This is a genomic window from Macrococcus bovicus, assembly GCF_030376725.1.
In the GTDB taxonomy this organism is placed as follows: domain Bacteria; phylum Bacillota; class Bacilli; order Staphylococcales; family Staphylococcaceae; genus Macrococcus; species Macrococcus bovicus.
Genome location: NZ_CP128470.1, coordinates 1,969,812 through 1,982,742 on the forward strand (window position 1 = coordinate 1,969,812; position 12,931 = coordinate 1,982,742).

The 12,931-nt window shown below is 46.5% G+C and carries 13 protein-coding genes; all 13 read right to left on the reverse strand.

The annotated features are described in order from the left end of the window. Window positions 1–69: 69 nt before the first annotated feature. Entirely contained in the window at window positions 70–588 is a 519-nt protein-coding gene (locus QSV55_RS10740) for an NYN domain-containing protein (protein WP_289651079.1), read from the reverse strand. After that, the gene (rlmB, locus tag QSV55_RS10745) at window positions 588–1,322 is read right to left on the reverse strand and encodes a 23S rRNA (guanosine(2251)-2'-O)-methyltransferase RlmB (protein WP_133452225.1); all 735 of its coding nucleotides are present in this window, start codon (window positions 1,320–1,322) and stop codon (window positions 588–590) included. Before rlmB ends, QSV55_RS10740 begins: the two co-directional genes overlap by 1 nt. After that, entirely contained in the window at window positions 1,319–1,720 is a 402-nt protein-coding gene (locus tag QSV55_RS10750) for a Mini-ribonuclease 3 (RefSeq protein WP_133452226.1), read from the reverse strand. The genes rlmB and QSV55_RS10750 overlap by 4 nt, the downstream gene beginning before the upstream one ends. Next, complete coding sequence (gene cysS / locus QSV55_RS10755; RefSeq protein WP_289650168.1) at window positions 1,713–3,107, reverse strand: cysteine--tRNA ligase; 1,395 nt, start codon at window positions 3,105–3,107, stop codon at window positions 1,713–1,715. The genes QSV55_RS10750 and cysS overlap by 8 nt, the downstream gene beginning before the upstream one ends. Continuing rightward, window positions 3,091–3,732: a serine O-acetyltransferase gene (gene cysE, locus QSV55_RS10760; protein WP_289650169.1), complete on the reverse strand. Its 642-nt coding sequence runs from the start codon at window positions 3,730–3,732 to the stop codon at window positions 3,091–3,093. The genes cysS and cysE overlap by 17 nt, the downstream gene beginning before the upstream one ends. A 226-nt stretch (window positions 3,733–3,958) precedes the next feature. After that, window positions 3,959–5,413 (reverse strand): glutamate--tRNA ligase, encoded by a 1,455-nt coding sequence (gene gltX, locus QSV55_RS10765; RefSeq protein ID WP_289650170.1) that lies wholly within the window; start codon window positions 5,411–5,413, stop codon window positions 3,959–3,961. Window positions 5,414–5,428: 15 nt separating this feature from the next. Then, window positions 5,429–5,908 carry a 2-C-methyl-D-erythritol 2,4-cyclodiphosphate synthase gene (gene ispF / locus QSV55_RS10770; protein WP_289650171.1) on the reverse strand — a complete coding sequence of 160 codons (480 nt, stop codon included), beginning with the start codon at window positions 5,906–5,908 and terminating at the stop codon, window positions 5,429–5,431. After that, entirely contained in the window at window positions 5,896–6,585 is a 690-nt protein-coding gene (gene ispD, locus QSV55_RS10775; RefSeq protein ID WP_289651080.1) for a 2-C-methyl-D-erythritol 4-phosphate cytidylyltransferase, read from the reverse strand. The genes ispF and ispD overlap by 13 nt, the downstream gene beginning before the upstream one ends. Then, entirely contained in the window at window positions 6,582–7,634 is a 1,053-nt protein-coding gene (locus tag QSV55_RS10780; RefSeq protein WP_289650172.1) for a PIN/TRAM domain-containing protein, read from the reverse strand. The genes ispD and QSV55_RS10780 overlap by 4 nt, the downstream gene beginning before the upstream one ends. Window positions 7,635–7,647: 13 nt before the next feature. After that, window positions 7,648–9,012 carry a DNA repair protein RadA gene (radA, locus tag QSV55_RS10785; RefSeq protein WP_289650173.1) on the reverse strand — a complete coding sequence of 455 codons (1,365 nt, stop codon included), beginning with the start codon at window positions 9,010–9,012 and terminating at the stop codon, window positions 7,648–7,650. Between the two features lie 94 nt (window positions 9,013–9,106). After that, window positions 9,107–11,542 carry an ATP-dependent Clp protease ATP-binding subunit gene (locus QSV55_RS10790; RefSeq protein WP_289650174.1) on the reverse strand — a complete coding sequence of 812 codons (2,436 nt, stop codon included), beginning with the start codon at window positions 11,540–11,542 and terminating at the stop codon, window positions 9,107–9,109. A 13-nt stretch (window positions 11,543–11,555) separates the two neighbouring features. Continuing rightward, window positions 11,556–12,560 (reverse strand): protein arginine kinase, encoded by a 1,005-nt coding sequence (locus tag QSV55_RS10795; RefSeq protein WP_289650175.1) that lies wholly within the window; start codon window positions 12,558–12,560, stop codon window positions 11,556–11,558. Next, window positions 12,550–12,930 (reverse strand): UvrB/UvrC motif-containing protein, encoded by a 381-nt coding sequence (locus QSV55_RS10800; protein ID WP_133452236.1) that lies wholly within the window; start codon window positions 12,928–12,930, stop codon window positions 12,550–12,552. The genes QSV55_RS10795 and QSV55_RS10800 overlap by 11 nt, the downstream gene beginning before the upstream one ends. Window position 12,931: the final 1 nt, after the last annotated feature.

Below are 12,931 nucleotides of genomic sequence, written 5' to 3' on the forward strand. Positions count from 1 at the left end.
ACCTCTTTTTTCTTTTAATTCTACAATGCTGCATCTACTTTTACAATTGTTTCCATTAAGATAAATTTTTTACTTGAAGCCTCTCCGCAATGCCTCAAGCCGCTGCTTCGTCTCTTCATCAATCGGAATGCGCAGTCGTGGCTTATCCTCGTTCATATCCACCAATTCACGTTCCAGCAGTATTTTCTCTTCCTGTAATTCAAGCAGGAATTCTCTTGAAGAAATTCTGAGTGCGCCCGCACCGAAAATCGTATGCTGTTCGGATAAGTCACTCGTTACGACAGTGATGCGTGTAATGTGCTTATCATATAAATCATAGACGAGCCGTTCAATGACTGCATCTGCTGTTTCATCCCTTTTGGAATAGATGACATGTATACCGTGAAAGTACTCTCTTGATTCCACACCACTGGTATTATAGGCATCAAAGACACATATCAGTTCGGACTGCTGCCTGGCGTTATAGTTCACGAGCCAGAGCAACAGTGTTTTTCGTGCTTCTTCCAGCGATTCCTTGGCGGCTGCTTTCAGTTCCTCACTTTGCCCGATGACATTATAGCCGTCGATAATCGTATAATGCGTTTTCATCATTCAAGCGGGGTGCGCTTTCTATAGACTTCATACATCAGAAGACTCGCTGCGACAGAAGCATTTAAGCTGTTCACATGTCCGATCATCGGCAGATGGACCAGGAAATCACATTTATCTTTCACTAAACGGCTCATCCCTTCCCCTTCAGACCCTATGACAATAGCAAGCGGCATCCCTGCATCCATCTTGCGGTAGTCCACAGACTTCTTAGCGTCAGTACCGCAGACCCAGAATCCCGCTTCTTTCAGCCTGTCAATTGTCTGAGCAAGATTCGTCACCCGCATGACAGGGACGTGTTCAATCGCGCCAGTTGATGCTTTAACGACGGTGGAATTAAGAGTGACTGAGCGGCGCTTCGGAATAATCACACCATCCACACCGATCGCATCAGCAGTTCGTATGATAGAACCTAAATTATGCGGATCTTCCAGTCCGTCCAGAATCATCACAGTGGCTAGTTTCCCTTGCACCGTCTCGAGGAAATCCTCCAGCTCTGTGTATTCGTATGGTGAAATCTGCGCCGCGATACCTTGGTGCGGGACATCACTCATCTGATCCAGCTTGCTTTTCGGGACTTGCTGCACCATGATTTTTCGTTCCTTCAAAATATCCAGAATCGGTTTAATCTGCTGTTTATTGATACCTTCTTGAATATATACTTTATTGATCTCGCGGTCAGACTGTGCGGCGCTTTTGACTGCATGGCGACCTACGATGATATCCTCATTCATTTCGGTTCCCTCTCCTCGCAGAGTTCAACTATTTTATCAAGCAGAGCCTGAAGCCGTTCTTCTTCTCCTGAAAGTTTCAGGTAGCCGATCACCGCTTCAAGCGCTGTGCTTTTTTTATAAGTCAGAACATCTGTATTTTTAGCTTTCGTATGGCTCTTGGCATTCCGTCCTCGCATCAGGACGTCATGCTCCTCTTCCGTAAAATAGGCTTGCGCGACAAGGGCGTCAAATGTCTGCGCCTGGCTCTTTGCTGAGACGTAGAACGTCGATGCACGGTGCAATGTGTTCGGCTTCGCCTGCAGTTTCATGATGACATGTGTTCTGATATGCAGATCGAGCAGCGCATCGCCTAAATAGGCTAGAGTGAGCGGATTGTAGAGATGTGCCTGATTAGCCACGACGGAATCTCACGCCTTGCGCAGTATCTTCGAGAATAATGTTCTGGTCTTTAAGCAAGTCACGGATCTCATCAGCACGGGCAAAGTCTTTATTCTTTCTTGCGAGCTGACGTTCTTCAATCAATGCTTCGATATCGGCATCGAGGAGTTCCTCTTTTTTATCGAGTGTCACTCCAAGCACGTCACTGATAGCCTCAAACACTTCAATGAAACGGCTGATGACGGCTTGATCTGTAGTCGTACGCTTGTTATAGACATTCGCGAGCTTCGCAAGCTCATACCAGCTTGTCACTGCATTGGCTGTATTGAAATCATCGTCCATCGCCTCTTCAAAACGTGCCAGTATCTGATTGATGTCATCAATGACAGGCTGATCATCAGCGATATCAACAGACATCGCCTGGCGTTCTTTCAGTGCCTGATAAGCATGCTGAATACGCTCAAGCCCTGCTTTCGCACTGGCTACTAGATCCATATTATAGTTGATCGGGTTGCGGTAATGAACGCTGATCATAAAGAATCTGAGGACATCTGGATCCACTTCTTTGATGATATCGTGCACCAGGATGAAGTTGCCGAGTGACTTACTCATCTTCTCGTTATCAATATTGATGAAGCCGTTATGCATCCAGTAGCGGGCAAATGTTTGATCGTTATGGGCTTCTGACTGTGCGATTTCATTCTCGTGGTGCGGGAAGGCAAGGTCACTGCCGCCTGCGTGGATGTCAATCGTATCTCCAAGCATCTTGCGTGCCATAACTGAACATTCGATATGCCAGCCTGGCCGTCCTTCTCCCCATGGACTCTTCCATTTGATTTCGCCTGGTTTAGCCGCTTTCCATAACGCAAAATCAAGTGCGTCATCTTTCAGTTCACCTTGCTGAATACGTGCACCGACCTTCAGTTCATCGATAGACTGCTGGCTCAGTTTACCGTAGCCGTCGAACTTTCTCGTACGGAAGTAGACGTCACCTCCACTTTCATAAGCGTAGCCTTTGTCAATGAGTGTTTCGATGAAGACGATGATATCATCCATATGATCCATCACTCGTGGATGTGATGTCGCCGGTTTGCAGTTCAATGCCTGTGTATCCTCAAAGTAAGCTTCGATAAAACGATCAGCGACTTCAGGAACTGTTGAACCGAGTTCTTTCGCTGCTTTGATCAGTTTATCGTCAACATCTGTGAAGTTTGAAACATAATTGACCTCATAACCCTTATATTCAAAGTAACGACGGACCACGTCAAAACTGATAGCAGGTCGCGCATTACCGATATGAATATAGTTGTATACTGTCGGACCGCAGACATACATCTTCACTTTGCCCTCTTCCAGAGGCACGAACGGTTCCTTCTTACGTGTCAGCGTATTATATAATGTAATCATCAATAATCTCTCCATTCTTGACGCCATCAATATGACGTTCCAGTTCTTTTAGTTTTTCATACAATGGATCCGGTAACTTCGTATGGTCAAAGCTCTTACCGACGCGTTTACCATGCTGTTTGACGATATGACCCGGTATACCCACAACAGTGCTGTAATCCGGCACGTTCTTCAGGACAACGGAATTCGCACCGATATTGACATTATTGCCGACTTGAATATTGCCGAGCACCTTCGCACCGGCTGCTATCAACACATTATCGCCGATATCCGGATGCCGCTTCCCTGATTCTTTACCCGTTCCGCCGAGTGTGACACCCTGATAGATGGTCACATTGTTGCCGATTGTGCAGGTCTCCCCGATGACAATGCCCATCCCATGGTCGATGAACAGACGTCGGCCAATCTTCGCACCCGGATGGATCTCTATACCAGTCATAAATCTTGAGATCTGACTGATGACCCGCGCAGAGAAAAAACGGTTTCTTTTATAAAGTTTGTGGGCTACTAAGTGCCACCACACGGCATGTAGACCTGAATACGTCAGGAACACTTCGAGGCTGCTTCTCGCTGCCGGATCCTGTTCAAATACCATCGCAATATCTTCTTTAATTCTTGCAAACATGATTCACCATCCCCTTAAAATAAAAAGACACCTCAGACGATTTAACGTCAGAGGTGTCTGTCATCAACACGGTTCCACTCTTCTTCAAATGGCAGAGCCATTCACTCATTTCAGTATGCAGTTAGTTAAGGAAGGTGCATTCAATCAATCCTGCCACGTCTTTTCACCAGCCAGACGCTCTCTACTGGACATTCATCATTTACTCTGTCTTCCTATCTAATCGTTATTATACTGTGTAAGGCTCAATACGTTCAAGTACTTTCTCTTTGCCCAGCAGTTCCATCGTATTCGGTAATTCCGGACCATGCGTCTGTCCGGAGACCACTACACGGATCGGCATAAATAAATTTTTACCTTTGATGCCGGTTTCTTTCTGAACTGCTTTAATGGCCGCTTTAATGGCTGCTGCATCGAACGTTTCAAGTTCATTCAGCTTCTCTTTTAAGGCACGCATGAGTTCGGGAACTTGTTCACCGTTTACGACTTCAGTCGCTTCGTCGTTCAGCTGTAATTCATCTTTGAAGAACAGCTCAGACAGTTCAACGATTTCACCTGCATAGCTCATCTGCTGCTGATAAAGTTCCACTAAACTTTTAGCCCATCTCAGTTCTTCTTCTGATGGATTCGCTGAGATGAGTCCTGCTTTTTGCATATGAGGCAGCGTCATGTCAAAGACTGTATCCAGATCCTTGTCCTTCATGTACTGGTTGTTGATCCAAGCAAGCTTCACCTTATCAAAGAAGGCAGGGGATTTGCTCAGACGGTGCTCATCAAACATTTCAATGAACTGCTCTTTAGAGAAAATCTCTTCTTCCCCGACTGGTGACCAGCCGAGCAGACCGATGAAGTTGAATAATGCTTCCGGCAGATAGCCGAGGTCATGATACTGCTCAATGAACTGAATGATGGAGCCGTCTCGTTTAGATAATTTTTTACGTTCCTCATTGACGATTAACGTCATATGGCCGAATGTCGGGATTTCATAACCAAGTGCCTCATAAATCATCATCTGTTTAGGGGTGTTGGAAATATGATCATCACCGCGGATGACATGCGAGATTTCCATGAAGTGGTCATCAATGGCCACCGCGAAATTATAAGTCGGAATGCCATCTTTCTTCACAATCACCCAGTCACCGATACCGTCAGATTCAAACGACACTTCCCCTTTGACCATATCATTGAATGTGTACGTCTTACCTTGCGGTACACGGAACCGGATACTTGGTTCGCGTCCTTCAGCGATAAAAGCTTCTTCCTGCTCTTTCGTTAAATGGGCGTGCTGTCCGCCGTAACGAGGCATCTCACCGCGTGCCTGCTGTTCTTCCCGTTCTGCTTCCAGCTCTTCAGCTGTCATATAGCAGCGGTACGCTTTATCTTCAGCAAGTAACTGCTCGACAATAGGATTGTAAATATGCGCGCGTTCAGACTGACGATAAGGCCCGTAGCCCCCATCTTTGTCGACTGATTCATCCCATTCAAGTCCTAACCATTTGAGATAGCGAAGCTGTGATTCCTCGCCGCCTTCTACATTACGAGCAGTATCAGTATCTTCAATACGGACGATGAAATCACCGCCATGATGTCTCGCAAATAAATAGTTGAACAATGCTGTTCTCGCATTCCCGATATGCAGGAAGCCGGTTGGTGACGGTGCATATCTGACTCTTACTTTATCCATTTATGTCACTCCAATTTAATTAGTCTGATTCAATAATACCACAGCCTGCGCGGCAATTCCTTCTTCTCTGCCCAAGTAGCCCATCTTCTCGTTCGTAGTTGCTTTAATATTCACCTGAGTGATATCAATCGTCAGCACGTCTGCAATAATCTGTCGCATCGTATCTATATGCGGACGGAATTTGGGTTTTTCAGCAATAATCGTCGCATCTATATTACCGATTACGTAGCCTTTTTCTTTAACCGCTGTATAAGATTCCGCCAGCAATCCCTTTGAATCCGCATCTTTAAATGCCATATCTGTATCCGGAAATAGTTTACCGATATCACCGAGTGCTGCCGCACCGAGCATGGCATCTGTAATCGCATGAAGCAGCACATCTGCGTCACTGTGACCAAGCAGCCCTTTACTATGAGGGATTTCAAGCCCTCCGATAATCAGGCGACGTCCTTCTTGTAATTGATGTACGTCGTAACCAAATCCTATTCTGAACATTCTATCCCTCTTTTCTTCATGATGGCTTCAGCAAAATATAAATCTTCCGGTGTTGTTAATTTGATATTGTCATAATCGCTGACCACGACCGAAACCGGATGGCCGAGACGCTCAACTAGCGACGCATCATCCGTGCCGAGAAAGCTGTCGCGCTCTGCCTGGCTATAGGCTTCCATGAGCAAATCATATGCGAATGCCTGAGGTGTCTGAACCTGCCAGAGCGTCGTTCTATCCAGTGTGTGATCGATAATCAGATCATTGACGACTTTGATTGTATCTTTGACCTGGACAGCAGCGATGGCAGCCTTTCTCGCCAGAGCGCCGTCATAGAGCTGAGTCAAGGTTTCATGTGAAACGAAGGGGCGCGCGGCATCATGCACCATGACAACCTCACAAGGGGGAATCGTCTTAAGCACATTATGAATGCTGTATTGACGTTCACTGCCACCGACCACCAGCCCTTTCACTTTGGTAAATCCTTGAAGGATGGTCGTCAGTTCTGTCAGCTCTTCCTGACGTGCTGCCAGATAAATCGCATTACAGCTAGCATCCTGTTCAAATCGCGATACCGTATGAAAAATGATGGGGCGCTGGTTCAGTTCCAGCAGTACTTTGTTTTTATCGCTGCCCATTCTTTTACCTTGCCCTGCTGCAGGAATGATAACTGTATACATTATTTGTCCGCTACTTTCTTTGTGAAAATGATTCGGCCTGAAGCGGTCTGAAGGACAGACTGGACTTCTACCTGATGTTCTTCGCCGATATTCTGTTTCGCATGGTCGACGACTACCATCGTACCGTCTTCAAGATAACCGACACCTTGATTCTCTTCTTTACCTGACTTAGTAATCAGCAACTTGAATTGATCGCCTTGCTGCACAACCGGCTTGATCGCTTCTGAAAGGTCGTTGACGTTCAAAACTTTAATCCCTTGCACACGACAGACTTTATTTAAATTATAGTCCGTCGTGATAACGCTCGCCTTGGTCTCTGCTGCCATCCTCACGAGCAACTGATCGACTTCACGGATTTCCTTATGGCCCGGCACAATTTTAACCGGATGACCGGATTGACGCAGCGCCTCAAGAATATCCAATCCTCTCTGTCCTTTATCACGCTTAAGTCCATCAGTAGAGTCCGCGATAAGCTGCAGTTCATCAAGCACCCCTTGCGGCACAATAATAGTTCCATCCAGGAAACCACATTTGGCAATCTCTAAAATGCGCCCGTCAATAATAGCTGACGTATCAAGAAGTTTAGCACTGTCGTTCACTTTTCTCTTCTGTCCCTGTAAGCGCTCGGGCAGTACATTCTGAATCTCCTCACGCTTTTTGAGACCCACCTGGAAGCCCAGATAACCTAAAATAACGGCCAAGATGACCGGGATGGTATTGCGCAGCAGGGAAAACCCGATGGAGACAAGAATAAGACTGATCATCGAAGCGATAGCAAGACCCATCATCATGCCGAGTGTCGCAAAGACGATTTCCATTAAATTTCTTTTGAGGAGCAGGCCCTCACCTTTTACGATCAGTGCCACCACTTTATCAATAAGCCAGTAAAACAATAACATGAAGACAATGATTCCGAGCAGGCCATCGACATAAGTGTTCATCAGTAGAGGGTGCAGCTTCAGATTAAAGATACGCATGATTTCCGGTACCATAAAAATACCGAGTGAAGCGCCGATAATAATAAAAACAAGTGTCATTAATCGTTTTAACATATATTCACCTCCTTTAATTAAAAGCAATTCTAATTGCTTCCGCAATATTAGTAATACCCAGAATTTCGATGTTCGGCGGAAAATCCCAGCCGCCGATATTATTTTTCGGAATAATGACACGTTTGAACCCGAGCTTTGCCGCTTCCTGTACGCGCTGCTCTATACGTGCAACCCGTCTGACTTCCCCTGTCAGCCCTACTTCCCCGATATAACAATCATCTCCGCGTGTTGCTTTGTCGCTGAAACTTGAAGCAATACTGATGACGACGCTCAGATCCACAGCCGGCTCATCCAGTTTGACCCCGCCTGCTACTTTGATATAAGCATCCTGTTGCTGCAGGAGGAGACCCTGCTTCTTCTCGAGAACAGCCATCAGCAGACTCAGACGGTTCTGATCAATACCTGTTGAAGTACGGCGCGGATTATGGAATGAAGTCGGTGTAACAAGTGCCTGCACTTCTACAAGCAACGGTCTTGTTCCTTCCATCGTTGCGACAATAGTAGAACCAGCGACATTTTTCGTCCGTTCCTCCAGAAACATTTCAGAAGGATTGAGCACTTCTTTCAGACCGGATTGACGCATCTCAAATATACCCATTTCATTCGTTGAACCGAATCTGTTCTTGACAGCACGCAGTATCCGGTAGCTATGGTGTGTATCGCCCTCGAAGTAGAGAACAGTATCGACCATATGTTCGAGTAGCCGTGGGCCCGCAATCTGGCCTTCTTTCGTCACGTGCCCGACAATAAAGGTGGCAATATTCATGGATTTCGCCATGCGCAGCAACTCCTGCGTACATTCACGGACTTGTGAGACAGAACCCGGAGCTGAAGTGACTTCCGGATGGAATATCGTCTGGATGGAATCAATCACCAGGAATTTAGGCTCTATTTTCTTCACCGTCTCATGGATGATCTGCAGATTGGTCTCTGCATAGACACTGAGTTCTCCCGCGTCTTCACTAAGGCGGTCGGCACGAAGTTTTGTCTGACGGACAGATTCCTCCCCTGAAATATAAAGCACATTGTCATGCTGCGATAAAAGTGCACAGACCTGCAGCAGAAGTGTCGATTTACCGATACCCGGGTCCCCGCCGATTAAAATCAATGAACCGGGCACGATGCCTCCCCCGAGCACACGGTCAAATTCTTTGATATAAGTTGTCGATCTCGGAGTGGTCTCTTTTGTGACATCCTTCAGTTTCTCTACCTTCTGACTGGAAGATGTGTCGGTAATAGTCGTCTTCGGTCCTTTGGCCTTATGTTCAATGACTTCTTCCATCTGATTCCAGGCCCCGCAGTTCGGACATTTACCCATCCATTTAGGCGACTGGTAACCACAAGCCATACATTCAAATGTTACTTTCGTTTTTGCCAATGCAGTTCCTCCTGTATCTTTATCTTTCCATTTTAAACTCTTTTTATGCTTAATACAATTAAACCCCTGAAGCATATACTTCAGGGGTTTAATCTTATTCTGCAGCCGTTCTTGCGACTGTCTGAATATCGAACTGACCATCTACATAATCAATTCTGACATCCTGTCCTGCTAATGTATGACCTTTCAGCAGTTCTTCTGATAACTGGTCTTCAATATTCTTCTGGATGGCACGTGCGAGCGGACGCGCACCATATTCAGGATCATAGCCTTCATCTGCAATTTTTTCTTTCGCAGCATCTGTTAAAGTGATATGAATATCCTGTTCTTCCAGACGTTTCGCCAGACTGCCGACCATCAATGTGACGATTTCTTTTAAGTGGTCTTTTTCAAGCTTGTGGAAGACAATGATATCGTCTACACGGTTTAAGAATTCTGGACGGAACTGGTTTTTCAGTTCATTCATCATCGTCTTACGGATTGTCTCATAGTCAGGACCTGTTGCACTTGCACCGAAGCCGACAAATTTATTGTCTTTCAGTTCCTGAGCACCGACGTTAGACGTCATAATGATGACTGTATTGCGGAAGTCAACTGTACGCCCTTGCGCATCTGTCAGACGACCGTCATCCAGTACTTGTAGCAGCATGTTGAAGACATCCGGATGCGCTTTTTCGATTTCATCGAATAGAATCACTGAATAAGGCTTACGGCGAACTTTCTCCGTCAACTGACCGCCTTCTTCGTGACCGACGTATCCCGGAGGAGAACCGACCAATCTAGAGACACTGTGTTTCTCCATAAACTCACTCATATCGACCCGGATCATCGCATCTTCTTCACCGAACATCGCTTCAGCAAGTGCTTTAGCCAGTTCAGTCTTACCGACACCTGTTGGTCCGAGGAAGATAAAGCTGCCGATCGGACGTTTAGGATCTTTCAGGCCGGCTCTAGCACGGCGTACAGCTTTAGAAATAGATTGCACAGCATCCTGCTGACCGATGACACGGTTATGCAGAATCTCTTCTAAATTGAGCAGCTTTTTAGATTCTGTCTCAGCAATCTTGTTGATCGGAATACCTGTCCACTGTGCGACGACTTGCGCGATATCATCTTCAGTGACAGCTGATTCTGATTGACCCTGACTTTTCTTCCATTCTTTTTTCGTTTCGTCGAGCTGTTTCTCCAGTTTTGTCTGTTTGTCGCGGAGTGCTGCAGCTTCCTCAAATTCCTGGGAATGAACAGCGGCATCTTTTTCTTTTTTAATCTGTTCCAGTTCTGATTCCAGTTCTTTCAGGCTTGGCGGTGTGGTATGGTTACGCAGACGTACCTTCGAACCCGCTTCATCTATTAAATCGATCGCTTTATCCGGCAGGAAACGGTCAGAGATATAGCGGTCGCTCATCTTAACTGCCGCCACTAAAGCATCGTCCGTAATTTTAATGCGGTGATGGGCTTCGTAACGGTCGCGCAGACCTTTCAGAATTTCAATCGCATCTTCAACACTCGGTTCATTGACGGTCACCGGCTGGAAGCGACGTTCCAGTGCGGCATCTTTCTCGATGTACTTACGGTACTCTTCAAGCGTCGTCGCACCGATACATTGCAGTTCCCCGCGCGCCAGCGCTGGTTTCAGAATGTTTGAGGCATCAATTGCACCCTCAGCACCACCTGCACCGATCAAGGTATGCAATTCATCGATGAAGAGAATGATATTGCCTGCCTGATGGATTTCATCCATTACCTTCTTCAGACGTTCTTCGAATTCCCCGCGGTATTTCGTACCTGCGACCACCGTACCCATATCCAGGCTCATCACCCGTTTGTCTTTCAACGTTTCAGGTACTTCATTATTGACGATGGCCTGTGCTAATCCTTCAACAATCGCTGTTTTACCGACACCAGGCTCACCGATTAAAACAGGATTGTTCTTCGTCCGTCTGCTCAATACTTCAATCACACGAATGATTTCCTGGCTACGACCGATGACCGGGTCAAGCGTGCCTTCTTTCGCGATGACCGTTAAGTCACGTGCCAGTCCATCAAGTGTCGGCGTACCCTGTGATTTTGAGCCTTGAGCATTTTTAGCGCTCATTTCCGGGCTGCCGAGTAACTTCACGACTTGCGCCCGTGCTTTCGTGATATTTAAGTCCAGATTAGCAAGAACACGTGCCGCGACACCTTCATTTTCACGGATCAGACCCAGCAGGATATGCTCCGTGCCGACGAATGAATGATTCAGGCGACGTGCTTCATCAAGAGATAATTCAATCACTTTTTTCGCTCTTGGTGTGTACTGGATGGTGCCACCGAGACCTGTCCCGTGACCGATCAGCTGCTCGACCTCATTGATGATTTTTTCTTCCGTAATATCAAACTCTGCCAGTACTTTTGCTGCAATCCCGTCAGGCTCTTTGACAAGACCAAGCAGCAGATGCTCAGTACCGATATTATTATGCTGCAGGCGAATTGCTTCTTCCTGTGCATGTGCAAGGACACGCTGAGCGCGTTCTGTTAATTTACCAAACATGGTTTTTCCTCCTTTAAAGATGCTCTCTAAGCATCTTGGCTCTTTTTTCATCTATTTCAAGTGCTTCATTGATCGTATTGAGAAATGGGGGCTGAATCGCCACCATCAACTCATTAAATCGAAATGGCTGGGCGGGAATGATTCCCATATCAATACCCATTTTAACTTCACTTAGTCTGAGACTTGCTTCTTCTGCACTGATCAATCGTGCATATTTCAAAATACCGAGACTGCGGTTGATGCGGTCAGATGTCTGGATATAGTCATAGTCAAACAATCGTTGACGCATCGCTTCTTCTTCACCGATAATCTGCTCAACAATCTGCTTCAGGTCGCCTATAATGGCTTCCTCGCTCTTACCGAGTGTCAGCTGATTGGATACCTGATAGACATGGCCGAGTCCCTGACTTCCTTCACCATATATACCGCGAATCGTATAACCGAAGCGGTTGATTGCCTGGGCAATACGCGTCATACGTTTCATGATGGAAAGCCCCGGCAGATGGAGCATGACACTCGCTCTCAGCCCTGTGCCGATATTCGTCGGACAGGTCGTTAAATAACCGAGCGTCTCATCAAATGATATCGTCATCTTCTCATCTATCTGCTGATCGATCTCTTTGGCTTTCAAATAGAGCTGATCAAGAGATAAGTCACGCCCTAATACTTGAATACGAATATGGTCCTCTTCATTGATCATAATGCTCACCGATTCATCTTCACTGAGGAAGACGGCGCCATGGGGCTGGCTTAGAAGTTCCTTACTTACGAGATGTTTGATCACCAGCATCTGCCTCGCATTGACGTCAAGATCCGCAAGTCTCACTTCATCGAACTGTGAGCCCAGGACAGCGGATGCCGCGTTCAGTACTTGTTCTCCTGTCTGATCATCATACATAAGCGGATGCACAAAATCCTCAAGATTGCGAGCGAGCCTGATTCTGGAGCTCAGAATAATGGGCTGATCGGCTTGCTGCATCCAGTCCCCCAGCTGCACATTCAAATGTTTATCCAGCATCGGAATCCCCCCTCTGTCTCAGCGCTTTTATTTCATCACGTACTAGCACCGCTTCTTCAAAAGCCTGTTCAGCGACTAACCCTTCCAGTTTAGCCTCAAGCGCTTCTATCTGCTTCTTCAGCTTGATTTTTTGTGCTGACTTGAGAGGTGCCTGACCTGTATGCTTCTGGTTGCCTGCCTGCACGCGTTCAACAATCTGCGGGACATAATCACTGAAAGTGGCATAGCAAGTGTGACAACCGAATTTACCGATATGCAGGGCTTCACTCAGCGCAAGACCACAGTTCGGACAGACAGGTTCTGCCTGCTCCTCTCTGAACAGATGTTTCAGCAGCTGATTCATTGTAAATTCTTCATCATTATAATTCATG